Below are 24,067 nucleotides of genomic sequence, written 5' to 3' on the forward strand. Positions count from 1 at the left end.
TCTGCAGGCGGCTTTGGATCGAGTAGAAAAAAACGGTGGCAAAGTCATTCTTCCCAAAACACAAATTAGTCCAGAAATGGGTTACTATGCATTCTTCATTGATAGTGAAGGAAACAAGTTGGGATTACATTCTCAAAAGTAGAAGGATTGGGCCTCTTGGTTGACTAGAATGTTTTCCAAATACAATTGGCACTCACTTCTATATAAATACCTAAGTCGAACTTTCCAAAAATATTTTCCAGAACTGAGTGTTTGTAGGTCGATGGTGCATTCGGTTCCATTACAGTTCATAGTTTTTTCTATCGTTTCAAAATTTTGACTTTTAGAAATGTCGATTTTGTAATTCTGAAATTTACCTGATTCCATATACGAATTATTTGTATTTCCTAATTCCTTGGTTGGGTTAGCGGGATTTGAACAAGTTGGGTTTTGATTTGGAATTTCGGCAGTCCTTGGACTACTTTCGTTATTCATTCCAATGAATTGGAATTTAAAGGTATAGATATTAGCTGTGATCTGAGTTTCTTTGGGATCCAGTTGGATGATCTTGTCATTAGCTGAGGATAAAAGTAATAGAATCGACTTAGCATCGGACCTCCCTTGCGGATAGGAAGTGTTGATGAGAGCAAGAGTGGGGAGAATCAGAATACAAATCTTGCGAGGAAATGAAATTCTAAAAAATGATATTGATTGTTTGAATCGATAGATAGTCAAAATGGATAATGGTAATAAAAGTAAATCGGATTTATCGGCCAGATTCATTGTTTCATTCGAACCGATGAATTTGTAAAAGGAATCGTTGATTGATTGCGATAGGTTGATGAATAAAAACAATGAAATAGTGAAAAATAAAGAAACCGAAAGTAATCTGTAAAGGTTCGCTCTTTTTTGAAATAAGGAAATAATGCCAGTTAGGATAAGGGGTGTTAATAAAATGCCTATTACATCAGAAATTTTTCCTGTAATCAATCCAGGATAAAAAATCTTTAAAACGGAATCATTTAAGATCCATAAAATACTTAATAAACTTGAATAGATAAATATTCGATTATACTGAGACATTAAAAATTACCGTATAGTGGTTTTTCAAATTCAAAGAATCGCGCTACTCTGAAAGTGCAGTTTTGCAATCGGTTTGCGGTGATATGGGCCACCATTTCCGTAATGGCCTGGGTTGTGTTGATTGGGTAAGTAGGACAAGGGATCATTAGGATACTTTGTAAACAGGCACTGACGGCTCTTTATTCATAATAGATTGTTTTGTTATTAGGGTCCGGGTTTGAATCTTCATCGTTCCCTAATTCTGAAAAGAGGCCAGATCTTAGGGGATCAAATTGGCAACTAAAGGTTTTGATTGAAGTATAAATTTTTGTTTTTTCCTCGGTATCTTTTTTTGATATGGTAAGTTCAGTATTAGGATTGTTGATGGGAAGCCTGCATGCGATTAAGCCAACTAACAGAAATATTATTATTTTCATAGTTTTTTTGAGTCTTTGGCATAACAGCAGTTCTTCTTATCTCATTCAGTTGGACTGGTTCGGCTAGGGTCTACTATTATTTTCCTTTTTTGGAATTTATCTTTCTTTTGGTCACCTAACAAAATTAATTAAAGTTGCTTTTCATTTGTATGTTTGAAATACAATTTTATCATTCACGGACAAACTTTGAAAGGGAAGGAGGATGATTTAAATGAAAAAACTACTTTGTTCGGTAACATTAATCCTTTTTATATACCATTGCGGGTCTGGAAAAGAAGAATGTTTAAACGAAAATCCAATTGCCAATCAATGTAGAAAATCAGTTCTTTTACTTCGGGGTCCAGGCGAAAGTTGCACGGCGGGGAATTTATGTGATGATTCTTTGCAAAAACAAAATCTATTTCTTGTATCCTGCCTTGCATTGGATGCACAGAGAAAAAAATGTGAGGGGAGGATCAATATTTCGGCCAAGCAATTGAATTTCAATTCACCTAATGATGGCGAGGCGCCCAGGTAAATCAATAAAACCTATATCCCGTTAAATCATACCAAAATACTTTTTCGTTTCGGAAACCAAAGCCCACAGATAACTCTCTGCTTTGGTTTTCCATTGGGCAATTGTATTCCCTAAGGAAGTTCCTGCAGGCGGCGCCAGTGTTTGGCTTGTCACTCCACTTCCGTTTAAGTTCTGATTCGCGGGCACACCACCACGCACACTGTGAAATGTATAGACTCGATTGGTAGTTGTAGGTTCCGAGATGACAATATCTTGGAGGCCATCTGCATTTGTGTCTTGGAACCTGAGTCCCATAGAAAAGTTGGAAACCGCATTCGCTCCCGAAAAAAGACTATCGGCAGATCCACCGGCACTTAAATTCATATTCCGAAAACCAGTAATTGGATCGTTTAACACTAAATAAACGTCGCCAATTCCCGCACTGGCTCCCGTGGCTCCAATTAAAAGATCAGGTCGACCGTCTCCGTTAGTGTCGCCAGATGCCAAAGTTCCTCCGAAATTGCAAAGGTTTCCGTTACAACTAGGAGTGGGAGGCCCGAGAAGAGTGACGTTTGGCACAGTTCCATAGGGGTTTGTCGAATCGCAAGTAGAATGATATACATGGGCAATTCCTTGGTTGGAATTAAAAGAAAAAGCGCCGACGGCAAGATCTATACAATTGTCGGAATTAAAATAATCTAATACAAAACTGGAACCAAACCGACAACCGCCTCCAGCACCGCAACCTGGTGCTGGATCTGTGGGTGGGTAAACAAATTGTTGTGGTTGGCTCGGTAAAGTTCCTTGGTTGGATACAAATACAAATAATCTTCCAGTATTCGAAGAATACTGGTGTTCTCCGACAATCAAGTCTTGGAATCCATCACCATTAACGTCTCCAACGGCTGCGTGATTTCCAAAATTGTCGTTACCGAATACACCTTGGTAGGTAAAGTTTGCTGTAATTGTACTTTGTGTGATCAATCCACTTGAACCTTGGCTGTGAAAAATAAATAGATTATCAACCCACGGAGAAGCAAGAATTGCATCATCATAACCATCGTGATTGACATCAGCAGTTGATATGACACTACCTAATCGGCCTCCATTCGCCGTCCCAGTAAGAATTGCATCGGCCACTCCACCAGTGTTTAAATTTTGAGAAGGAATCCCTGTCTGGCCTCGACTGTTGAAAGCTAAAACCCTACCACCAAAAGCAATAACTCCTGCATATGCTTGGCTTCCAATTAATACATCTGCATATCCATCCCCATTGAAATCCCCCGATCCAATACGACTTCCGAAGTATGTATTAATAATGCCGTCGGTTAGTATAGAATATGGTGTAGTTGATAGTTGTTTGGTTATAGAATTTATACGATAAACATAAGCATACCCTTGTGATAAAGCACTTGTACTTGCCGAAACAATCAAATCTGGATATCCATCTCCATCGGTATCATGATTGGTTCCCATCCGCACTTGGATGGTATTGGATTTTTCATAAGGCAAATGGGCATAGATGGTATGAAGGCTTCCATACGTCCAAAAGGTATTGGTTATAGCTTTGGCTGGCAGTGCGTAGCGCCAAGTTCCGTCGATCACTGGCACTTGGGTGGGTTGTGCATCATCGATACCAACATTCACAAAGGTCGGGCCAGGGGGAACGGTCCCCACAACAAATCCCGTTTCGACAATGGAGTGGTTGGTTAAGTTAGAAATAGTGACGGTGGATTCAGGAAGTAGGAGTAAGTAGTAAGCGGGAGACCAGCGTCTTAGGACATCATTGTCAGGACAAATAAAATTGGATAACTTCATCAAACATTCAATTGGTGGGTGGGTGAAGGGATTGGCCCAGCAACCTACTAAGCTGAATGCAATGACGAATGTCAGAAACCTAGGTTTACTATTCAGTTTTTGAATGAACGTTCTAAATACCATGGGGCCCAGAGTCTAACATTGTGTTGATGTTAGGTTCTGAGAGTAATGCTGCAATGAATTATTCAGGTAGAAAAATAAAAACAGGGGACGAAAAGGTTTCCTCAGGACCGTGCTGGTTGGTTTTTAATTTCCAGAGAGGAAATGGTTTCTCAAAAATGCTTAATATTTATACAGAGAAGAATTTTCTCCGAGTAAAAATATAAATGTACAATTTGTAACAAAACTTTCGAAAGGGAATCTCACCTTCCGTAAATTTATTTTGGAGCCCTTCTGTAATTGAGTAATACAGAACCGCTGGCAAAAGTTCTAGTGGATTCGAGTTCAAATGAGCTTGTCGATTTCAATCCTCCAAACAAAGATTCCCCTTTTCCTATGGCGATTGGGTCGATCATCAAAGAGAAATGGTCTAGAATGCCTAAATCACAAGATTGGCGGACTACATCACCACTTCCTAAAATTGTCATACTCCTTCCTTCTTTTTTGAATTGTATGATTTGTTCGACCCAATTTGCAGGTAGGGGATTCGTATGATCCCAAGTAGTCTCCAGTTTCGAATGGGTGAGGACTAGTTTCTCTGCATTTTTCATTTGTTTGGCGACCAGAGGAAAGAGTTGAAAAGCATTTTCAGTGGTCCAAAAAGATTCCATCATCTGAAAGGTTCGTTTCCCAAACACCAATGTGTTTCCAGAGTTTAGGTTTTCTTCTGAGAATTTAGATTCCTCTGGTCCATGAGAATGCCAGGAGATATCTTCGTTTTCTCCTTTGTAAAATCCATCGAGTGATAAAAATAAAAATGCAGAAAGGGTTCCTTGGTTTTTCATCCTGGTTTCCTTATATTGATTTCCTTCTCACGATAAGGAGTCGCTCTTGAACTCCATCATGGAATGGTTTGAATGGTATTTAATAAATCAACTGAAGTCTATTAAAATTTCGCATAACACTGAATTTTGATCTCTTCTCTTTTGGGAAATATTTTGGATTTTTTAGGGCAATCTTGATTCAAAATTCGGTAAATAAAAAATAGAATTCAAAAAATATCTTTCCTTTTGAAACTTTCTAAGTCATCATATTGGTCATGAGTTTTTTTGAAAGTTTGAAAGCCGTCGCAGCTCAGGCAGTAGAGTTGGTACAAAATAACCCACAAGTTGTTTCTGGGATCCAAAAGATCATAGAAGACAATGGTGGAGTTTCTGGAATCGTCCAAAAGTTCAAAGAAAAGGGATTTGTGGACGCTGCATCCTCATGGGTGGGAACTGGAGACAATGTGAATATCGGTGCTTCTGATGTGATCAAAGTTCTCGGAAGCGATTCCATCCAGGAACTTGCTAAAAAAGTGGGATTGGATTCCGAAGCGACCGCAGGTCTTATCGGAAATTTATTACCTGTGGTGATCGATAAATTATCGCCAGATGGAAAAGAACCAGGTGGTGATATCACTTCCCAACTTTCCTCTTTGGCATCCTTGTTTACAAAATAAAAATTCACTTTGAATCTCGAATCCACCTATATAAAATTAGGTGGCATTTCTTTTGCCGGGGATATACAATTTTCCTTGCCAAATTTTCTCCCCAAAACCAATCTTTCTTCCATGAAGAAACTGATCTTAGTCATTCTATCCTCCCTCGTTCTATTTCAGTGTAAAAAACCTCCCTCTATCGAAGTGGGTAAAAATGCTTTTATTTCTGCTACTGTCCTCAATGCGAGAAAAACCCCTACATTAGATGGAGAAAAAGTGGGAAAACTAAAACTCGGTGACGAAGTGAAAGTTTTAGAAAAATCGGAAGCAGACAATGAAATTGATGGAATTTCCGCTTATTGGTACCGCGTTCAGTCCAAGGAAATCACCGGTTGGGTGTTTGGTGGTTATTTGTTAGTGACTAAGGTCGAATCAAGAGACGCCATGATTGCCGCTGTACAAGGAAATTTTGTACTTTGTAAAGTTCCTGACAGATTGGATTGTTCTAATACTATTGAATTTGATGGAGAAAGTTTTGTATATCGCGAGTATTCTGGTTATTCTGGGATCAGCGAAAAGTTAGATGGTGTGTTTGATGTGTATTCTGATCATTTAGTATTGGATACAAAGTCTAGGCTCATACGACCTTCCATTTTCATCCAATTTCCACAAACAGAAGAAGAACGAACTGCCTATAACAATGCCTATTTTGGATATTCTGATTCCGATAGCCATTTGGTTGCCTTAAGCACTTATCCTGTGGAAGGAAAAGAAAATCTATATTTCTATGTTTGTAACGACAAACTCTTGTTACTAAAAGAGAAAAAAGAAAAAGAATCCGCATGTGCTACTGAGTATGCGTATACTAAATCTTCTTATTCGGCTCCTTAAAGGATTCGTTACGAATCATTCCTTTGGTTCGGTACGTATGCGGATTTCTCCAATCTAAAATACGATTCTTAGATTCGGCAGGAAGTTGGTTCAAAAACTCCTGCCATTTCCCTTCTTCCAATACAGAATAGAAACCAGGCAGGTATTGGATCTTTACCTCATTCGATAGGTATTTTTTATATTCTGCAGCGGACACTCCGTACACAATTCGGTAGATGGGCCGATCTTTGTGTTTCTCTTCCGGTAAAAAATGAAAGGCATCTCCTGCCTTGTGATAACAGATAAAATAATCAAAACCTTGGTGTACAATGATCAAACTATTCTTTGGAAATTGAAACAATGGAAGTAGGATCGAATAGAGTTTGTAATCTTGGTTATTGAAATCTTTCTCTTGAATCATTGTGAAGTATTGATATACGGAAAGTAAGATACTGAGAATGGCGATCATCCATCGGGATTTGATTTCGGAAAGGCTTGGGAGTAACAGAAGGCTTGATGGGATAAATATCAGTAAGAATAACCGAAAGGGAAAACTAAAAGCCGTATAACTAAAAATGGGGAGTGAGAGAAGAAAAAAGAAAACAACAAGTCTATCGTAGAATGATTTTTCTTGAGTGGAGAGTGTTTGTCTTTTCAGAAAGTAGATCGCAGGCGAAAGGAAAAATAGAATTTGTTCCCAAACAAAATTGGGAAGGATCTGGGAATACTTAAAAAACGGAGAAAGGAATTGGAACTGCAATTCTTCCGAGAAAATGGTCTGTAAATCGTTCCAGTGGATGAGATTCGGAAAAAGAAAAGCCAGTCCCACAAGGGTTAGCGGTAGTCCCAAAAGGAGTAGGGTTCTATACATTTTGGAAATTGGGATTTGTTTCCATACCCAAGGCAATAGAAAACAGAAAGAAATCCCTGCCGTGATTTTATGAGAAAAAAATACGAAAACAAAAGTAATGCCAAGTCGTATGTAATTTGTTAGTTTGTCTTTTTTTTCTGAAACTTCCAAAATCCAAAGTTCCGTTAGAAATAGAATAAAAAAAACAATGCCCCCTAAGTTTTTAATAAAGTTAAAACTAAAATGGGGAATAAAAGAAGAGGAAACTAAAACGAGACCGAGTAAAACAGAAGTAGATTCTTTTTTAGAAAGATGAAGGGCTAAGCGGTAACCCGATAGGAATAAAACCCCCACAAGTAAGGAAACAAAGATCTTGTTCGTGACAACAATGTTTGTCCCTAGTTTCGAAAAGTAAACGAGGCCATACAAAACAGGAGATACATCAGGACTAAAGAACCTGCCTTTGGTAACATAAGAATTCACTTGGGCGGCGTAGTAATAACCATCCGCACCATAGGCAAAGTTTGAACCAAACTGCACTACCAGTTGCAAACAAACGACAACTAAGAAGACCCCGATGACAAATCCCTTTCTTTTACAATAAGTAATCATCGGAAGAACATAAGACGGGATTTCCATTTGGTTCTGATTCTCGAAAGACTAGAACATTCGAATATCCATTTTTGTCTGTTTGTTGGAAATATAATTTTTGCCGTTTCAAGGGCTCTATGGCTCGGATCCGAAAGGTTAGTTTTGTATCAGTGAGTTCCCATTCGAAAAGCAGTGGATAGGAAAATGAATTTAGGATTCGTAAATCTTTTGAGGGATACACGACAGAGGCATCGGTTCCGAGGGGAGTGAATCTTGTTTCCTCAGTATATAAATCGCGAGAGTGGGGATAACGTTCTAGGATGGTAAGTCCAAGCTCCAGGGAAAGGTAATAAATGATTCCTGATAATTGACAAAGCCCACCTGCAATTTCTTTTCCCACTTGTCCTTTACGGATCACACGTCCTTCCTTATATCCTTTCTGGATGGTGGGATTTCCGATTTCATACCAAAAAGAAAAGATCCTTCCGGGATATAACACTCGGTTCTGTAAATGTGCAATGGCGATGCGAAGGTTATGGAGTTTTCCTTCTTTTAATGGGGAATCAAAAATAGGTAAGCTGAGTGAAGTTTCCTGTTTCCAATCAAAATCTCTATCGAGTGTTGGTTCTAATCCAAACCGAAAGTACTGTCCTTCCAGGATGGCACCAATCCATCTTTTGGCAGTTTTGATTTTTAGTTTTAGAAAGGATAACAATTTTAGAGATTCATCCTCAAGGTAGAAAAAGGCTCTCCTAAAATATCTTTAGGAAAGCCGAAGGCCAAGGTTTTTGACGATCTTTTTTTATGAAAGCGGTTGGTAACTCACGACCATGGCTTTGGATTTAATTTCCTTAGGCATGGAAGTTTTAGATAGGGTTTTAGAAAGAGAAGATTTATCTTTCGATTTCCCCATCTGCACCACAAAGAATCCATTCTTTACTACAATGAAGGTTTTTGCAGCAAGCTTACCATGGTTATCTGATTTAAGTTGAGACAAAAATGTTTCTGCTGATTGTCGGCTAGTAAAGGCCGCCAATTGCACGGTAAATTGTTTTCCTTCTGATGATTTTTGCGTTGCCACTGAAGAAGTAGATTTCTGTGATTTAGAATGTTTGGAGGAGGGAGCCAAATTTCTAAATCTTTCTTCCCCTTTGTTTGTAGTGACTCGTTTTTCAGAACGTTTTGTCAAATCGACTACTTGTTGTTTTTTCTCTTCTTCTTCATCTTTGGCTGTGGATGTTTCTACAAAGTAGGGATGGTTTCCCACATCAGCCATAGGAATTTCTTGAGAAAGGTTTGTTTGTTCTTTGGTTTTGGTTCCTTGCACAAGAGAGGATGCTGCATTTGTTCCCACACTCGCATCTGCCGCATTTGGTGCGGCATTGGCTGGTGAAGGGATTGATCCTTCCGTTACTTCTGGAGTGACCGGACTTGCTTCCATCTTCTTATGGAGGGTTTGGGTTTCTTCGGCTTTCCCTTTTCCAACAGAGACTCCGAGGAAGAAAATAGAAAAGAACAGTGCAAAAAGAAAGAGGGATAAAACTCCAATTCTTTGTTTATCTAGGTTGATTACGTAAAATACTCTTTCTTTCATTTTTGAATCCTTTGTTTGATTTCTGAATAGATGATTTCGATTTGTTCTTTTAACTCTTCCCTTTGATTATCGTTCGTTACGACAAAATCAGAGAGAGACTTTTTTTTCTCTAAATCCATTTGTGCCAGGTTCCGTCTTTGAAAATCCTCTTTGGTCATTCCACCCCGTCCCATCACTCGTTCGAAAGCGACTTCGGGGTTTACCGCGACGGTGACCGTAAAGTCACAAAGGGTATGGGCGTCAGTTTCAAAGAGGAGGGGAACTTCCCAGGCGATAAGGCTCCCATCCTTTCTAGAATTTAGAAATTCTAAAAAGGTTTTGCGAACCAAGGGGTGGAGGAGATTGTTTAAGGCATCTAGCTTTGATTTGTCGGAGAAGGCAAACTCTGCAATTTTGGCTCGGGATGGAGCTCCGTTTGCATCTAAAACGGATTCGCCGAAGATTCTTACTAGTTCCTTGATGACAGGACTGTTTGGTTCTGTGAAACTGCGGGCAATGATATCGGAGCTAACGGTTTCTGCTCCCAACTCGCCAAACATAGCAAGCACAGTGGACTTTCCTGATCCAATGGATCCGGTAATTCCTATCAATGTTTTGTTCTTATGTTTTGCACTCACAGGGTTTATAACATAAAAAACCCATGAAAGTACAAGTATTTTTTTATCCTAAATTGGAAAAAAAATACTAAAGTATTTGGACGTTATTTTTTGGCGAGTTCTAGGTTGGAAATCCAGTCTTGTACGAGTTTGGCGGACAATGGAGGATCCTCTATCATCGGAGCATGTCCCATATTTTCTAAAAGGACTGTTTCCAGTTTTGTTTTTATCTTCTTTTTTAAAACATCCATCACTGTATAATGGATGACTTTGTCTTCTTTTCCCCAAATGGCCAAGGTGGGAGACTTGATTTTTTCTAATTTTGCTTCTAGAAAATAACCTTCGGTCCGAATTTGTTTTAGAATGGATGCATTCCAATCTCGGTTGGCAAAGGTTTTATTCGCAAAATAAGTTTTTAGAAAACCGGGAAGATAAGGTGGCTTCACAAAGGTAAAAGCAATCAGTCGATCAAAGTCTTCGGGGCTTGTGAGAAGGAGAGGGTTTTCGTTTCCTGACAGCACGATTTTTTGCATCTCGCTCGGGGTGGGGCTTTTGACCCCTGCATTATCAAACAAAATGAGAGATTTTACCTTTTCTGGGTACTTTGCGGCAAAGATCCCCGCGATCCCCCCACCCATAGAATTTCCTGCTATATGAAAATTCTTTATACCCAAAGTTTCTGCGAACAGATTCAGCCTATCTGCTTGGGCTTCTTGGGTGTAATTGGCTCCTTCTGGTTTGTCGGATTCTCCAAAACCAGGTAGGTCGGGAGCGATGACTCGGATTCCTTTGGGGAGATGTCTTGAGAACCGTGTCCAGTGGTCTTTATCTCCACCAAATCCGTGTAAGACGAGAAGAGTTTCTCCATCACCGTTTTTTTCTGTGTACTTCCACTGCAGGCCATCGACAAAAATCGATTTCGTTTCTAAGTCGGACCTGTATCTCTCTAAACTAATTCCTGTTTTGTGAAGTGTGGATGCACAATGTACAAAAAGCAGGGTTGATAGGATGGCGGTGGTGAATGGAATCCTAAGGGTCTTCATTGTGTCCTCACAAAAATTATAAAGGTTCGTTGACAGAGGGATGTGGAAAAATACTTTGGTTGTAACCGAAGGCCCTGTAGCTCAGTCGGTAGAGCAGAGGACTGAAAATCCTCGTGTCGGCAGTTCGATTCTGTCCGGGGCCACGGTTGCCTAATTTCCCGCCTTCCTTTCTTCTCCCATAGTCCAAAGACCTAAAAATTCATTCTCTTCTACCTTTTTACAAAGTTCCGGTTTATATAGTTTTTTTACCGGTGGTTTGGGATAGATATGGATCTCGTCGTTGTCTGGGATAAAGGTGAGCATTCGTAAAATCGTATCTTGGCCTTCAATTTCATACATAGTGTAAGACATACCTTTGGAAGGGATGATTTGAGATGTTTCCAGATACTTGCGTGTGTTTTCTGACATATTCTTAGACCTTGTTTCTCTTTCTTCTTCTTGCAACTAAAAACTGTAAAATTTCAGCTTTTCCTTTTTCTTAAGAATAACTTGGAAAACTGTATGAGTTTCTCTTTAATTTTGGGTGAAAAACCAACGGATACATTCAGTCGGAAGTGGCTGTCCCAATGTTTGGAAAGTCCGAAAAGAGAACCGGGGGCAATGGCCATTCCAATCTTTTTGGATTCCTGAAGTAGTCTATCACCATCTAACGGTGATTTGATCCACAATACAAAACCTCCATCGGGTTTTTGGATCTCAAGAATTCCCTCGCTATAAAAAGACAAAAGTTTAGTATATTCCTCTGTGAGTTTTTTATATTCAGTGCGTAGGAATTTTAGATGTCTTTCATAGGTTTGTAGTTTTAAAAATTCATGAACTGCTACTTGTGTTGGGTTGTTTTCGGATATTTTATAGGCTCTGGTTCTTTTACTTAAATTCCGGATTCCATTTTTGGAGCTCACCCAACCGAGCCTAATTCCCGGAGCAATGGTTTTGGAAAAGGAAGAACATAAAAAAGATTTGGGTCCTTTCTGATCGTATGGAAAATAGCTGACTAGAGCCTTGGGCCTAGTTCCAGAAAAATACAAATCTCCGTAAATATCATCTTCTACTAAATGAATTCCATAACGATGGGATATTTTTGCCAAACTTTGTTTGGAAGATTCACTCATCAAAACTCCATTCGGATTGTTAAAGTTAGCTGAAAATAAAAACACTTTCGGTTTGTGGCGTTTGACTAATTTTTCGTATTCATCGGAAGAAATTCCTTCGTCCTTTCTGTAGGGAATTTCTACGACTTTTAGTTTCAGTGTTTCTAAAATTTGAAACAATCCAACATAAATGGGTGAGGGGACGATTACCGTATCACCAGGTTCTGTTGTAGAAAGTAAAGAAAATGTAATGGCTTCTGTACAACCGCTTGTGATCTGAATCTCTTCTCCATTCACTCGGTATCCTTGGATCGATGTACGTTTGCTAATCCATTCGCGTAGTCCTAAGTTTCCTTGTAGGTCTCCATAAGAAAAAATTTCTTTGTGTTTCAGGGCTTTTTTGAAAGAACCAACAAGCCCTCCGAGAGGAAGGTAAAAGTCTGAGGGAATGGCCGCACCAAAGGAGATGAGTTTTGGATCCATCACCGTTCGCATGATTTGTTGGATTCTGTCATCCGCTTCCACTGCATGATAAAATTCGTTTTGTGGACCAGAGATGACTGAGCTTATGTTTGGATGAACAAAGTAACCTGACTTTGGAACTACAAAAATATACCCTTCCTCTTCTAAGATTCTGTAGGCTTCTTTTGCTGTGGTGAGACTGCAGGATTTTAAATTTTGAATTTCTCGTAGAGAGGGAATTCTTTCCTTTTCTGAATAATATCCTGATTGGATTTCGGTTTTTATATCTTCTGCTAATCGTTTGTATTTTGTCATAAATTGAAACTGTATATGAATAGATTGGATCAACTGTATATGGACAGTTATTCGTTTTTTTGATATTCTAGAACTATGGAACCGGAACTGCCAACTATTTTTTCAGCGAAACGAACTTCTTTTGTTCGGAGTTCTGTCATTCGTGAAATTTTGAAGTTAACGGTAGAAAATTCGGATCTGCTTTCCTTTGCGGGAGGACTCCCGAATCCGCATTTACTTTCTAAGGATGTTTTAAGTTCCGTGATGGAATCGGTTGTCAGGGAAAATAGGAATATAGCTCTCCAGTATGGAGATTCTTCTGGTTATCTCCCACTGCGAAACCAAATCACAAAAGGGCTAACGGATGTTCCGTGGATTTCTTCTGATTCGATCACCATCACTCACGGGTCCCAACAAGGTTTGGATATTTTAGGAAAGATGTTTATGGATTCGGATACCAATGTATTGTTGGAAGACCCCGTTTACCTGGGTGCATTACAGGCATTTTCTCCTTACCACCCTCAGTTTTTTACTGTCCCTATGGAGACAGATGGTCCGAATCTTTTTTGGTTGGAAGAGATTCTCTCACAAAACAAAATCCATATTTTTTATGCGAATCCCTCTTACCAAAATCCATCTACTTATACTTGGTCTGTGGAAAAAAGAAAACAGATCGCCTCTCTTTTGGATGAAAAAGAAATCATCCTCATTGAAGATGAAGCCTATCGGTATTTAGACTTTGAAGGAAATGTATACCCATCGGTGAGTTCCTTTCGTAAGAGAAGGGATTTAACCTTTGTTTTGGGAAGTTTTTCTAAAATTTTATCTCCGGGCTTTCGACTGGGTTGGACTGTCGTTCCAGACGTCTATCGATCTCTATTCACTGCCATTAAACAAGGAAACGATTTGAATTCCAATCAATTCTCACAAGTAGTCGTCTCTAAACTTTTGGAGGTTCTGGATTGGAACGAACACTTACGTTCCATCCAAATCTTCTATTCAGAAAAGAAAGAAACTTTGGTTTCTCTTTTGAAAGAATATCTTCCCGAAGCCAAGTTCTCGGATCCAGAAGGTGGGATGTTTCTTTGGGTGGAGTATCCCAAAGTTTCTCCGAAAGAACTGATGAAACAATGCCTTGCAAGTGGTGTTGCCATGGTTCCCGGGAGTGAATTTTCTCCTGCAAACAAATCCTCATCGCAGTTTCGAATGAACTTTAGTTTTTTAGGGAAAGAGGAAATGGAAGTGGGTGTGAAACGAATCGCAAAAGTCTATCGAGACATAAATACATGACATACGTTTAGTATTTTTTGGTTGACAATACTACTCGTTTGTTTACTTATTAGGTATGAAGCCTGCAGTCACCAAAGCTTTGTATCCTAAGTTTTCTATTTTGAGCCTAGAGGAAAAATTGGAAATTTTAAAAGAAGATCCAAGCTTTCGCCTCCTCGTTGACCAGATGTATCAAAACTATAAGGAAAACCGATCCACCGTCATTCTTTGATTTGCCTATGCGAAGGATTCTTGCTTCCATGGAAACAAAGTAGGTAATCATGAATCTAGATCTTAATCCCCAAGAAACAAAACACCTTTTGAATGCGCTTGCCGTGTTCGAATGGGTGAGTAATTCCCCACACGAAGAAACAGATCCTTCTGTGGATGAATTCATCCAGTCTCTTCTTAAAAAACTTTCTGCCGGTGGAGAAAAAGGCCCGATTGATTCCGAAAACGGTCTTTATACCATTTCGGAAGAATACTTCCAAGAAGTATTCGAATCTTATATCGAACCATATAACGATGATATCTTCTGGACAGACCTCTCTACGGAACTTGCTCAAAGAGATTTAGAACAAAAGGTATCTGCAAAAGATTTGGAAGCTCTCGCTCCGGAAGATTACGAAGCCAAAGTCGCCAAAGAAGCAGAAAAGTATGATGCTGAATTTGAAAAGAATGGTGTGGACAATCTCTTTCTTAAAAAATAAACAAAAATTGGGTTAAAACTTTTAAGTCAGTTTTTCCCACTCAATAAGAACCATCGTTTGGTCATCCTCTTGTTCTTCTTTCCCTTGGAAAAGGAACAATTGGATGACGAGTTCCGCAAGCACTCTCTCGGATTCTTTTCCTTGATAATCACTTAGAATCTTTTGGATTCTTTCCATTCCAAACTCTTCTCTCGATTCATTTTTTTGTTCCAACATCCCATCGGTAAACAAAAGGATTCTATCTCCCATAGCCATCTGGAATTGTTTTTGTGTATAGGGTTGGTCTTTTTTCAGTCCAATGATATTTCCTGTTCGATCCAAAATGGTTTGTTTATCGGCTGATTGAAAAATTTGGTTCGGGTGACCCGCTGACGAGTAGTAGATGGTCTTTGTATTGGTATTGATATCCAATAAAAATCCAGAGAATACAATTTTAAGACCAGAGAATTTGTTTTGAATCTTTTGGTTGAGATGGTTCATCAAATCATCCGTTTTTGTAATGAAACGTTTGATGGCCTCATATTCCGATTTGATTGCCATAGTATAAAGGGCTGCTTGGATTCCATGCCCTGTGGCATCCGCGACAAAAAAACGAACGGTCCCATCATCTAACTCAAAGATATCGTAGAAATCTCCACCCACTTCTTCTTGCGGTTGGAAATACAAATGGATTTTTAAATGTTCGAATTTGATTCCATCTTGCGGAAGGATCTTTTGTTGGATTTTTTTCGCAAGTAAGAGATCTTTTTTGATTCGATTTAAAGAGGAATTCAATTGGTAGGTTCTTTCGGAAACAATTTGTTCCAAATTTTCTGTCACCGCGAGTAGGGATTCGTTACTGATCTTTAAACTTTCCGCTAATTCCTCGGCGCGTAAAAATGCATTGGCAACACGACTGGAGAGAATGAGTGATTGGATAAAAATAAAACAAAGTAGGGCGTAAGGAGTGAGGCCAATCCCACGGTTGTTCACACTATGTCTTAAAATATCAAAGGCAACGGAAAATGCCAAAACAAGAAGCCCCAAAAAAAACAATTTGGAATTGGGCCGTTTGTTGATCACAGCTTTTAAGTTGATATGGATGACATAGCCAATGGTTAAAAATGCTAATACTTGAAACCCATAGAGTAAAATGGTGAATATCGAAATCGGCAAAAAAAGTGTGAGGGCAAAGGCAGTACTTGCTATGAGTGCATAACGAACATAGTTTCGATTCGAATCTTGTGGAAAAAGAGAATAGATGAATAATAAAAATGTAGGTACAGCAAAGTAGTAAGAAGCAAACTCAATACGAAAAGCAGTTGGCCAATGGAAACCAGGAAAGACCTCTAAGATATACCTTTCTCCAGTAAAAGCGAGTCGTATCCCCAGTAGAAAACAAAAGAGGGCAAAGTAAAAGATGGATGTTTCTTTTCTTTTATAAAAGTACAATCCAAAATGATACAAACCAATGAGAACCAGTGCTCCGAGTAAAAAAAGTTCGCGGGCATTGGAGAGCATCTTCTCTCGATCCAGTGCATTTTTATTTCCTAAACTCGGGATGGCCCAAAACCCACCAAAGTTGTTATCATAGTTTGCAATATGAAATACAAGTTCGATCACTTCCTTGTCAGGAATGAGGGTATAATATTTGGATTTGATTCTGGGGGTATCGTCAAATCGATTGATTCCGGGTTTCCCTTGCCCACCAATCAAAATCCCATTGGCAAAAAATCGATAAGAGGAGGCAATATCGGGAATATAAATCCTTAATTCTTGCCCTATGGTTTGTTTGCTTACATAGATGAACGCTCGTAAGGTGACGTGTCCCGTTCTTGGTAGTTCTTCTCCACCAAATTCTTCGTCTTGCCATGAATTGGGAATGGCCAAGTATCCTGTGAGTTGTTTTTCACCGTGAAAGGGTGGATAGTGGAAATCCCCAAAGTACAATTCCCATTCCCCATGTAGGTCGACAATGGTGTTTTCTTTGAAAGTGAGATCGCGTATGTCGAGGATCCCTTGGCGGAACCGATATGGTTCTTCCTGTTCGGGACTCATACAAGAAAAGTGCAAAAGCAGGAGTGAGAAAACTCCCGCTATTAGAAATAGTTTTCGCATAAACGGATTTTAGCTTTTTTCTTTGTACAGGAAAGGACTAATTTCGTCCAGAATATCCTATCACATCCATAAAGGCAGAAACAGAAAATACTGCCTTTCCTGGACCAGGCTCCCCATAACCCGGAGGAGTGGGCAATCCGTAATGTTCAAAGGTTTCTTTCCAGGCCCGAAGGAGTTCACAGAAATATACAAGTGGTGGGCCTGCTTGTTGACCAAGAGTTGTATAGGGTTCTGGACACCATGCGGTAAATCTAGGAACAATTCCTTTGGACATGAAGAAATCTAACCCTTGTTTTGTGGAGTTTATGGCTTCGGCTACGGTTTTAAAACCCCAAGGTTCCGAAAGTTCTACTCCACCCACAAAGTTAGGGATTACATTTTCCGGACCAAATACTTCTGCAGAATCCACCACACGGCGAATCCAATTTTCATAACCAATCCAACTCGACTTTCCAGGACAAATCTTTTCAAAGAGTGCCTTGTCCCAAACTTCATAGTTAGGATGGTAGATTTGGATTCCTGCATCTTTGAACTTTTGGCAATCTTCCTTTTCGAAGGCTTGGGCCACGAGTTTTCCCGTCCAACGTTTCGGAAATCGTGCTTCAATCGCTTCTGGGTATTGGAGGTAAAAATCCACTTCTGACTTTTTCTTTAAATTGGTAAGAACCGATCCACCAGTGAGAGTGTATACTTTCGCAATCTCGTCTTCTGCATCCACCCAAGATAATACTTCTAGAATATCATCCACATCCTTCACTCCCGTGTAAGGTCTACCCGCCCCTTTTTGTTGGCGGTAGTTGTGATTGATATCGCAATAGGCACATTCTTCGTCTTTTCCAAAATACTGGCAGTTACGAAACACAGTTAGATATAAAAGATAACCCCATTCAATGACAGGTGCGATTTCTCCCGGTAACTTTCCTGACTTGGTTTTGTGTCTGTACCAAGAAGGAATCGGTGGATACTCAGCACTACCAATCTCCGTTTCTTCCAGAAACAAAGTAGGAATCCCTTCTCTTAGTTTCATTTTATAAGGAGAATTGGGGTTGTTTCTTGTGGAGATCACTGTTTTTAAAAGACCAAAGTGGCCCCCAGAGATTTTGATTTCCTCGGGAGCTTTGGTATCTGCCCCGTCTTTTAGGTCGGCTAGGGGAATATGATCGAAGGAAAAGATGAAATAGTCTTTGGATTTATAAGGATCTTTGACTTGAAAAGACTCGGGAAAGAAGTGAATGCCTTGTCTAAGGATGTCTTGTTTGACAATGGCTTCCATCGGCAGGTCTTTGTAAGCCCTCTCCATTTCTTCCAGGAGTTTGATGGAGGAGGCAGGTCTTTGGTTTAGTGTAGAGGTTTCAGCCATAATGGGAGTTTTTTTCTTCCTCCATCTTAGACAAAGCGATTTTCCCAAAAAAACCCTTCATTTCCTTTGAAAATCGCTAGTTTTAGGCAAAAATACTTAAAATTCGTTTACAAATCCGGTCACTAAATTATTTTTTTTCCGAACTAATGAAATTTTTTTCATTCTAGAAAAAAATACAAAAAAGCTGGGAATTATTGATCTACCAGTTTGTTGATTAAAGTAACGAAAGTTGAATTTCACTAAGGGACAGGACGATATGAAAGCATCGAAACTAACCATAATGGGCCTAGCGCTTCTTTTTACTGGTCTTACAGTTTGTAAGAAACCAGACGCAGAAGTGTCCGAAGCACCTAAAAAAGCGGCAGATTTATCTGCGGTAGTCGTATTTGCGGTAGGAGATTCAAAAATCCAACACGCAGACCAAACAGAAGAAAAAGCACATCTTGGTGCCCTTCTGAAATCCGGGGATAATGTAGTCACAGGCGACAATGGAAAAGTAGACATCCAATTTGCGGATGGATCGAGCATTCGTATCTCTCCTAAGTCCGCGATTGACTTTGCAAAACTCTCTCAAGACAATTCAGGAACTACAGACACTCAAATTGCTCTAGTTTCCGGAAAGGTATTTGCGAAAGTCAACAAAGCTAAGAAAGAAGACAACTTTACTGTCGTAACACCGACTGCGATTGCGGGTGTGCGAGGAACGTCTTTTATCGTAGAAGCTGCTGATGGAAAACCTGCGAAAGTAAAAGTAGTAGATGGCGCGGTTGCATTTGCTCCACGTGTTCCAGCTCTCGAAAAACTTTCCTCAGAAGAAATTTCTGGAAATGCTGACTTGAAAAAATTGCAAGAGTCTCTTGCGAAAGCAGAAGTTATCTTAGAGAAAGACCAAGCATCCACTCAATCAGCAAAATCTGCTGACCTTGCTAAGTCTGCTGACATCAAATCTTTGGATTTGTCAAAAGCATTCAAAACTTCTGAGAAAGAAAAACTCGTTGTTGAAAGTGCTAAACTGACTAAGAACGAAGAACAAGAAATCAAAACCATCGTGACAGTGGACAAACAAACTGCACAAGAAATTGTAAAACTTAGCGAATCAGCTCAAACTGAAAAGTTAGATGAGTTGAAAAAACAAGAAATTGATGCTAAGAGACAAGTGATTGAACAAGACGTTGCGAAACGACAAGAAGCTGAGAAGAAAAAATTCGAAGATTCTTTAGCGAACCAACCGAAAGAATTCAAATCTAAAAAAGACATCGTTAACTACTACGAAAGAATTGAAAAAATCGTATTAGTCGATGGTAAAACAGTGATTGGAGCGATCATCAACCAAGAAAACGGTCAGTTGATTGTTCACACTGAAAATGGGGTCAAAAAAATTGATATGGACAATGTAGAAGAAGTCATTTACGACCTTCAACAAAAATCCAAATTCTAAATAAACCAACCCTTAAGTAGAAAAGAAGCCTGGAGGAGATATCCTTCGGGCTTTTTTTATGTACTGCGAGTTTTCTAGGTATTAGGTAGTATTTTTTGAACCAATAGAAACAGCGAAAAGGAAAGTCAGCTTGAGTGTTTGTAATTTGAGATTTTGTAAGTTGAAAATATAATCAACCTTCTTTGGATTTATATTCATTCCAGAGAATGCGGATAGCACTTATGAGTGGACTTGCTTCAATGAGGAGTAAGTTGGAATCGTATTTCACGAGTAAGGTGCTATTTCCAAACCTGTCTCTTTCTCCCCATTCCACTTGTAAATCTGAAGAATGAGACAAGGCCTTTTGGATGAGGACTTTGACTTCGAAATCAGTTATGGATTCCCCAATTTCACTTAAGTCTTTTAAAATAGAGAGAAAGAAGGTTTTGGCAAGTTCCTCTTGGAATGCCTCCAATTGTTCTTGGTCCATACCTAATCTTTCGGATTAATTAGAGGTTTGGTCGGAAAAATATTCATCGGCATGGTAAGAAGAACGAACCAGTGGACCGGAAGCTACGATTTTGAACCCCAGTTTGTATGCGTATTCCTTCCAAAAATCAAAAACTTCAGGTTTCACAAATTCTTGTACGGGGTAGTGAGTAGGACCTGGTTGCAGGTATTGGCCAATCGTCAGCATCCGCACTCCATGGGAATACAGATCTTCTAAACATTGTTTTACATCTGCTTCGTTTTCCCCAAGTCCGAGAATCAGTCCACTTTTCGTCAGGAAACCATGTTCGGAAATATGTTTCAGTACTTCGAGGGAACGTTTGTAGTTCTTTTGCGGGGCAATCGTAGGAAAGAGTTGTTCTACAGTTTCAATGTTGTGATTGATGATATTGGGTTTGGATGCGTAGAGGATTTGTAAGGATTCGTCTTTTGCTTTGAAATCGGGGATTAAAACTTCGATGGAACAAGAGGGATGGTAGGATTTGATTTTGGTAATGGTTTCTGCAAAATGGCCCGCACCACCATCTTTCAAATCATCCCGATTCACTGCAGTGAGAACCACGTGCCGCAGTTCTAACTCGGCCACAGACTTTGCCACTCGATCCGGTTCTTCTAGGTCTAGTGCCTTTGGTTTTCCAAAAGCCACATCACAGTATTGGCACCTTCTCGTACAAATATCTCCAGAAAGCATATAGGTGGCAGTGCGCCGGTTCCAACAATGGTTGAGGTTCGGACAGCTCGCAGATTCGCAAACCGTATGAAGTTTTTTGGATTCCACCTCTCCTCTCACTTGGGAGAGGGCGTCTCCGTCTGTAGGAAAACTCACTCGCACCTTCATCCACTCAGGATGAGTCACCCGGGGACTAATATTCTTGGAGCGAGGCTTCTTTTTTAACGGATTCATACCTTCTTTAGACTTTTTGAAATGAGGCCACTTTGTAAAATGGAAAATCATGAGGATCAACGCATTTCTAGCCAAATTAGGTCTCGGTTCCCGTCGGAAAGTTGAAGAATTGGTCCTCGCAGGCCGAATCAAAGTCAACGGCAGTACCATCACAGACCTTTCCTTTCAAGTCGAAGAAACCGATTCTATCAGTTTTGATGGAAAATCGGTGCAGATGGAAGAAGAGTCTCTCAAACGACCGAAAATCATTGCCTTCAACAAACCACCAGGTTACCTAACCTCGCACGAAGATAAGTTTCATGAGAATACAATCTTCTCACTTCTCCCTGAAGCCTTCCAAAAATACAATTATGCGGGCCGTTTGGATTTGGATTCTCGGGGCCTTTTGCTTTTATCCATCGATGGGGACTTTATCCAAAAAGTCACACACCCACGAAACAAAATTGATAAAGAATATATCATCAGTTTGAAACAACCCGTGGCTTGGAAACCCATTGCCGATGAATTTATGTTAGGTGTAAGAGAGGGTGGTGAAACGCTTCGAGCCCTTGCTGTCAAACCAGCGAATGTAGTTCCCGAAAAAACTCCTCCCGGCTTTACGAGTTACCTCAGTATCATCTTAAAAGAAGGAAAAAAACGCCAAATCCGGCGAATGTGTAAGGCCAAGGAGATGGTGGTTCTTGATCTCTATCGGATTCGGATTGGAAAATTGGATCTACGGGACTTTGTGCTTGAGGAAGGAAAATACAAAGTCATCACAGAAGAGCAGGTTCTTGGAAAACCGGCTTCTTAATTTGGTTGAAGAATCCAATCCGCTCTTAAAATGGTGAGGTTAGGGGATTTGTGTTTTTGAAATCAAAACCGTTTTTATTATATCCAGTGGTCCTTTTCTTTTTTGTCTTTTTGGTAGATAAAATTTTCCTTTTGCCTGTCTTTCATGAGGAATTCCTCCAAGCCGGCAATTCTGTATTTTATTTTCAAAGAACAGTCCTCGCGAAGCGACTGTTAACTGACAAAGAAATTGGTGAGAAAAAACTAGCTCTTGTTTTTGGAGACTCTCGTTCCTATCCTTTTTCTGAATTGGGAATTCCAGAACCTTACCACAAAAATTGGACCCTTTATAATTTCAGTAGCCCACAAGGAATTCCTATGAATTCCTATATCCAATTAAAAAAAATATTGGAGTCAGGTGTCAAACCGGAGTTTGTCATTCTTGCTCTCAGTCCAGAAGCCTTTGATGACAATAAAGGATTTATTTTGTCTCCATTTTTACGATTGGGTTGTGACAAAGATTGTTTGGACATTGTATGGAAAGACATTCCTCTGAAAGAAAAGTGGTCTTACTTTTTAGATAAAATTTTTACCATTCGTTCCGTAGAATTAAACCTCTCTCTTTTTAGTTCTAGGCTCAAACAAGGGAAACTAAGAGAATACAAATCTCGTTATAACCAAGAGTTCCAACTGATCAATTATACAAAGGGTGAATATTTGATGTATGGGGTGCAGTCGAACCCCACTGAAAAAATCAAAAAAGATACACTTCGGATTGGAAGTTTGTATATGAGTTCTTATTCACTCGGCACATCTCAGAAACCGTATGTGGAAGCATTTTTAGAACTCACAAAGAAGAATCAAATCAAAACCTTGGTGCTTTGGCCCAAGGTTTACGGTGATTATTATCAGTATTATGAAAAGTTTCATATAAAAGAAGTTTGGTGGAATCCTATGGAGACACTTGCCACTTCTTATGGTGCTTATCCTTTGAATTGGAACAAAGCAGGAACTTGTGATTTATTTAATGATGCATCCCACCAATCTGCTTTTTGTTTTATCGATCAGATGAAAGAGATTTGGGTGAACTACGCTGAAAAGTAGATTCAAAAGTTTACCGAGTAAAATCAAAGCACCACTTTCGGTAAAACGTAACAAACGTTCCCTCAGGTTTGCCATCTGGAGTTTGATTAGTAGTACAGTTTCCATTTGGTCCATCCTTGCTGTTACGAATTTGTCAGGCCATTCGCTTCTTATTGGTTCGTTCGGTGCAACAGCAGTGCTTTTGTTTGCAGTCCCGGATGCTCCTTTGTCTCAGCCTAGAAATTTAATTGGGGGACATCTGATTTCCGCCACCATTGCGGTGATCCTTGTGGCAACTCTTGGAACCAATTTTTTCACGATCGGGTTTGCAGTAGGGCTTTCGATTTTTGTGATGTATTGGACTCACACCTTACATCCACCAGGTGGTGCTACAGCAATGATTGGTGTGCTCGGGGGAGTGGGAGTGGACTTTATTTTATTTCCGGTTCTAATCGGAGTTTTGATACTACTTGTGAATGCTCTTGTTGTGAATAATTTGGTCCACCACCGAAAGTATCCGGTGGTGTGGTTTTAGTTTTTTACCAGTTTAGTTTTTTAGAATCTTCTACAAACTTTGCAAGTCCACTGTCAGTGAGTGGGTGTTTGAAAAGCATTTCAAATACAGAATAAGGAAGGGTAACACAATCGGCACCACGAAGAGCTACCTCTTTGAAGTGGATGGGGTGACGAACCGATGCCGCAAGGATTTGTGTTTCGATTCCGTAGTTGTCATAAATGTCTCGGATCTCAGAGATGAGTTCCAATCCATCATAACCAATATCATCCAAACGACCCACAAAAGGAGAGATGTAACTGGCACCTGCTTTAGCAGCGAGTAGGGCTTGGTTGGCAGTGAAACAAAGGGTTACGTTGGTTTGGATTCCTTGTTCGGTGAATGCTTTTACTGCTTTGATTCCTTCTGGAATTAAAGGAACTTTTACCACTACGTTTTCTGCAATTTTAGAAAGTTCTAAACCTTCTTTGATCATAGTCGGTGCATCTGTTGCAAGAACTTCTGCACTCACAGGACCTTTTACAAAACTACAAATTTCTTTGATGACTTCCGTGAACTTACGGCCGGATTTTGCGATGATGGATGGGTTTGTGGTGATCCCATCTAGGAGACCAAGTTCATGGACTTTTTTAATTTCGTCAATGTTGGCTGTGTCTAAAAATAAATTCAT

General features: G+C 39.7%; 24 protein-coding genes and 1 tRNA gene. 10 read left to right on the top strand and 15 right to left on the bottom strand.

Annotation, left to right across the window (positions count from 1 at the left end):
- Positions 1-132: 132 nt before the first annotated feature.
- The 3 genes from JWG41_RS20440 to JWG41_RS20450 form a co-directional block, all read right to left on the bottom strand.
- On the bottom strand, positions 133-1,062 hold the full coding sequence (locus JWG41_RS20440) for a hypothetical protein (protein WP_205271485.1): 930 nt from the start codon (positions 1,060-1,062) through the stop codon (positions 133-135).
- A gap of 954 nt (positions 1,063-2,016) precedes the next feature.
- A complete protein-coding gene (locus tag JWG41_RS20445; RefSeq protein WP_205271486.1) occupies positions 2,017-3,915 on the bottom strand; it encodes an FG-GAP-like repeat-containing protein in 1,899 nt (632 codons plus the stop codon).
- Between the two features lie 254 nt (positions 3,916-4,169).
- Positions 4,170-4,736 (bottom strand): dihydrofolate reductase family protein, encoded by a 567-nt coding sequence (locus JWG41_RS20450; RefSeq protein WP_205271487.1) that lies wholly within the window; start codon positions 4,734-4,736, stop codon positions 4,170-4,172.
- Between the two features lie 254 nt (positions 4,737-4,990).
- Between JWG41_RS20450 and JWG41_RS20455 the strand changes: the two genes are divergently transcribed.
- Together JWG41_RS20455 and JWG41_RS20460 are read left to right on the top strand one after the other, a co-directional pair.
- A complete protein-coding gene (locus tag JWG41_RS20455) occupies positions 4,991-5,392 on the top strand; it encodes a YidB family protein (protein WP_205271488.1) in 402 nt (133 codons plus the stop codon).
- A 111-nt stretch (positions 5,393-5,503) separates the two neighbouring features.
- A complete protein-coding gene (locus JWG41_RS20460; RefSeq protein ID WP_205271542.1) occupies positions 5,504-6,262 on the top strand; it encodes an SH3 domain-containing protein in 759 nt (252 codons plus the stop codon).
- Here JWG41_RS20460 and JWG41_RS20465 read toward each other — a convergent pair.
- The 5 genes from JWG41_RS20465 to JWG41_RS20485 all read right to left on the bottom strand — a co-directional run bounded on the left by JWG41_RS20465 (position 6,237) and on the right by JWG41_RS20485 (position 10,915).
- Entirely contained in the window at positions 6,237-7,730 is a 1,494-nt protein-coding gene (locus JWG41_RS20465) for a hypothetical protein (protein WP_205271489.1), read from the bottom strand. The genes JWG41_RS20460 and JWG41_RS20465 overlap by 26 nt on opposite strands.
- A complete protein-coding gene (locus tag JWG41_RS20470) occupies positions 7,687-8,397 on the bottom strand; it encodes a VanW family protein (RefSeq protein WP_205271490.1) in 711 nt (236 codons plus the stop codon). The genes JWG41_RS20465 and JWG41_RS20470 overlap by 44 nt, the downstream gene beginning before the upstream one ends.
- Before the next feature lie 87 nt (positions 8,398-8,484).
- Positions 8,485-9,276, bottom strand: a complete 792-nt coding sequence (locus tag JWG41_RS20475; RefSeq protein ID WP_205271491.1) for an SPOR domain-containing protein — start codon at positions 9,274-9,276, stop codon at positions 8,485-8,487.
- Entirely contained in the window at positions 9,273-9,893 is a 621-nt protein-coding gene (coaE, locus tag JWG41_RS20480) for a dephospho-CoA kinase (RefSeq protein WP_205271492.1), read from the bottom strand. The genes JWG41_RS20475 and coaE overlap by 4 nt, the downstream gene beginning before the upstream one ends.
- 83 nt (positions 9,894-9,976) lie before the next feature.
- The gene (locus tag JWG41_RS20485) at positions 9,977-10,915 is read right to left on the bottom strand and encodes an alpha/beta fold hydrolase (protein WP_205271493.1); all 939 of its coding nucleotides are present in this window, start codon (positions 10,913-10,915) and stop codon (positions 9,977-9,979) included.
- Between the two features lie 70 nt (positions 10,916-10,985).
- On the opposite strand from JWG41_RS20485, the gene JWG41_RS20490 reads away from it, so the two are divergent.
- Positions 10,986-11,058 (top strand) — tRNA-Phe (locus JWG41_RS20490).
- A gap of 7 nt (positions 11,059-11,065) precedes the next feature.
- Here JWG41_RS20490 and JWG41_RS20495 read toward each other — a convergent pair.
- Together JWG41_RS20495 and JWG41_RS20500 are read right to left on the bottom strand one after the other, a co-directional pair.
- Positions 11,066-11,323: a hypothetical protein gene (locus tag JWG41_RS20495; protein ID WP_039937811.1), complete on the bottom strand. Its 258-nt coding sequence runs from the start codon at positions 11,321-11,323 to the stop codon at positions 11,066-11,068.
- A gap of 53 nt (positions 11,324-11,376) precedes the next feature.
- Positions 11,377-12,783, bottom strand: a complete 1,407-nt coding sequence (locus tag JWG41_RS20500; RefSeq protein WP_205271494.1) for an aminotransferase-like domain-containing protein — start codon at positions 12,781-12,783, stop codon at positions 11,377-11,379.
- A 75-nt stretch (positions 12,784-12,858) separates the two neighbouring features.
- Between JWG41_RS20500 and JWG41_RS20505 the strand changes: the two genes are divergently transcribed.
- From JWG41_RS20505 to JWG41_RS20515, 3 genes are read left to right on the top strand one after another with little or no spacing between them, the layout of a single operon-like run.
- On the top strand, positions 12,859-14,052 hold the full coding sequence (locus JWG41_RS20505) for an aminotransferase-like domain-containing protein (RefSeq protein ID WP_205271495.1): 1,194 nt from the start codon (positions 12,859-12,861) through the stop codon (positions 14,050-14,052).
- Between the two features lie 55 nt (positions 14,053-14,107).
- On the top strand, positions 14,108-14,263 hold the full coding sequence (locus tag JWG41_RS20510) for a hypothetical protein (RefSeq protein ID WP_002973927.1): 156 nt from the start codon (positions 14,108-14,110) through the stop codon (positions 14,261-14,263).
- A gap of 49 nt (positions 14,264-14,312) precedes the next feature.
- Complete coding sequence (locus tag JWG41_RS20515) at positions 14,313-14,741, top strand: hypothetical protein (RefSeq protein ID WP_205271496.1); 429 nt, start codon at positions 14,313-14,315, stop codon at positions 14,739-14,741.
- A gap of 21 nt (positions 14,742-14,762) precedes the next feature.
- Here the strand turns inward: JWG41_RS20515 and JWG41_RS20520 are convergent, their stop codons facing one another.
- Positions 14,763-16,838, bottom strand: coding sequence for a PP2C family protein-serine/threonine phosphatase (locus JWG41_RS20520; protein WP_205271497.1), 2,076 nt, complete (start codon positions 16,836-16,838; stop codon positions 14,763-14,765).
- A 37-nt stretch (positions 16,839-16,875) separates the two neighbouring features.
- The gene (locus JWG41_RS20525) at positions 16,876-18,198 is read right to left on the bottom strand and encodes a radical SAM protein (protein ID WP_205271498.1); all 1,323 of its coding nucleotides are present in this window, start codon (positions 18,196-18,198) and stop codon (positions 16,876-16,878) included.
- 256 nt (positions 18,199-18,454) lie between these two features.
- On the opposite strand from JWG41_RS20525, the gene JWG41_RS20530 reads away from it, so the two are divergent.
- Entirely contained in the window at positions 18,455-19,636 is a 1,182-nt protein-coding gene (locus tag JWG41_RS20530) for a lipoprotein LipL45 (RefSeq protein ID WP_205271499.1), read from the top strand.
- Positions 19,637-19,808: 172 nt separating this feature from the next.
- Here JWG41_RS20530 and JWG41_RS20535 read toward each other — a convergent pair whose 3' ends face one another.
- Positions 19,809-20,105, bottom strand: a complete 297-nt coding sequence (locus JWG41_RS20535) for a hypothetical protein (RefSeq protein WP_205271500.1) — start codon at positions 20,103-20,105, stop codon at positions 19,809-19,811.
- A gap of 15 nt (positions 20,106-20,120) precedes the next feature.
- Entirely contained in the window at positions 20,121-21,029 is a 909-nt protein-coding gene (lipA, locus tag JWG41_RS20540) for a lipoyl synthase (protein ID WP_205271501.1), read from the bottom strand.
- A 49-nt stretch (positions 21,030-21,078) separates the two neighbouring features.
- Here lipA and JWG41_RS20545 point away from each other — a divergent pair, with 49 nt between their 5' ends.
- The 3 genes from JWG41_RS20545 to JWG41_RS20555 are packed head-to-tail and all read left to right on the top strand — an operon-like array spanning position 21,079 to position 23,418.
- Positions 21,079-21,822, top strand: a complete 744-nt coding sequence (locus JWG41_RS20545) for a pseudouridine synthase (protein WP_205271502.1) — start codon at positions 21,079-21,081, stop codon at positions 21,820-21,822.
- Between the two features lie 56 nt (positions 21,823-21,878).
- The gene (locus JWG41_RS20550; RefSeq protein ID WP_205271503.1) at positions 21,879-22,904 is read left to right on the top strand and encodes a DUF1574 domain-containing protein; all 1,026 of its coding nucleotides are present in this window, start codon (positions 21,879-21,881) and stop codon (positions 22,902-22,904) included.
- Positions 22,905-22,926: 22 nt separating this feature from the next.
- Entirely contained in the window at positions 22,927-23,418 is a 492-nt protein-coding gene (locus JWG41_RS20555; protein ID WP_456298546.1) for an HPP family protein, read from the top strand.
- Between the two features lie 4 nt (positions 23,419-23,422).
- On the opposite strand, the gene fsa is transcribed toward JWG41_RS20555, so the two are convergent.
- Positions 23,423-24,067, bottom strand: a complete 645-nt coding sequence (gene fsa, locus JWG41_RS20560; protein ID WP_205271505.1) for a fructose-6-phosphate aldolase — start codon at positions 24,065-24,067, stop codon at positions 23,423-23,425.

Origin of the sequence: Leptospira chreensis, assembly GCF_016919165.1 — a bacterium.
GTDB classification, from domain to species: Bacteria; Spirochaetota; Leptospiria; order Leptospirales; family Leptospiraceae; genus Leptospira_A; species Leptospira_A chreensis.

Excerpts from the sequence above, each read along its gene's own strand:
- JWG41_RS20440 (WP_205271485.1), bottom strand. The coding sequence starts at position 1,062 with ATGTCTCAGTATAATCGAATATTTATCTATTCAAGTTTATTAAGTATT.
- JWG41_RS20445 (WP_205271486.1), bottom strand. The coding sequence starts at position 3,915 with ATGGTATTTAGAACGTTCATTCAAAAACTGAATAGTAAACCTAGGTTT.
- JWG41_RS20450 (WP_205271487.1), bottom strand. The coding sequence starts at position 4,736 with ATGAAAAACCAAGGAACCCTTTCTGCATTTTTATTTTTATCACTCGAT.
- JWG41_RS20455 (WP_205271488.1), top strand. The coding sequence starts at position 4,991 with ATGAGTTTTTTTGAAAGTTTGAAAGCCGTCGCAGCTCAGGCAGTAGAG.
- JWG41_RS20460 (WP_205271542.1), top strand. The coding sequence starts at position 5,504 with ATGAAGAAACTGATCTTAGTCATTCTATCCTCCCTCGTTCTATTTCAG.
- JWG41_RS20465 (WP_205271489.1), bottom strand. The coding sequence starts at position 7,730 with ATGGAAATCCCGTCTTATGTTCTTCCGATGATTACTTATTGTAAAAGA.
- JWG41_RS20475 (WP_205271491.1), bottom strand. The coding sequence starts at position 9,276 with ATGAAAGAAAGAGTATTTTACGTAATCAACCTAGATAAACAAAGAATT.
- JWG41_RS20485 (WP_205271493.1), bottom strand. The coding sequence starts at position 10,915 with ATGAAGACCCTTAGGATTCCATTCACCACCGCCATCCTATCAACCCTG.
- JWG41_RS20495 (WP_039937811.1), bottom strand. The coding sequence starts at position 11,323 with ATGTCAGAAAACACACGCAAGTATCTGGAAACATCTCAAATCATCCCT.
- JWG41_RS20500 (WP_205271494.1), bottom strand. The coding sequence starts at position 12,783 with ATGACAAAATACAAACGATTAGCAGAAGATATAAAAACCGAAATCCAA.
- JWG41_RS20505 (WP_205271495.1), top strand. The coding sequence starts at position 12,859 with ATGGAACCGGAACTGCCAACTATTTTTTCAGCGAAACGAACTTCTTTT.
- JWG41_RS20510 (WP_002973927.1), top strand. The coding sequence starts at position 14,108 with ATGAAGCCTGCAGTCACCAAAGCTTTGTATCCTAAGTTTTCTATTTTG.
- JWG41_RS20515 (WP_205271496.1), top strand. The coding sequence starts at position 14,313 with ATGAATCTAGATCTTAATCCCCAAGAAACAAAACACCTTTTGAATGCG.
- JWG41_RS20520 (WP_205271497.1), bottom strand. The coding sequence starts at position 16,838 with ATGCGAAAACTATTTCTAATAGCGGGAGTTTTCTCACTCCTGCTTTTG.
- JWG41_RS20525 (WP_205271498.1), bottom strand. The coding sequence starts at position 18,198 with ATGGCTGAAACCTCTACACTAAACCAAAGACCTGCCTCCTCCATCAAA.
- JWG41_RS20530 (WP_205271499.1), top strand. The coding sequence starts at position 18,455 with ATGAAAGCATCGAAACTAACCATAATGGGCCTAGCGCTTCTTTTTACT.
- JWG41_RS20535 (WP_205271500.1), bottom strand. The coding sequence starts at position 20,105 with ATGGACCAAGAACAATTGGAGGCATTCCAAGAGGAACTTGCCAAAACC.
- lipA (WP_205271501.1), bottom strand. The coding sequence starts at position 21,029 with ATGAATCCGTTAAAAAAGAAGCCTCGCTCCAAGAATATTAGTCCCCGG.
- JWG41_RS20545 (WP_205271502.1), top strand. The coding sequence starts at position 21,079 with ATGAGGATCAACGCATTTCTAGCCAAATTAGGTCTCGGTTCCCGTCGG.
- fsa (WP_205271505.1), bottom strand. The coding sequence starts at position 24,067 with ATGAATTTATTTTTAGACACAGCCAACATTGACGAAATTAAAAAAGTC.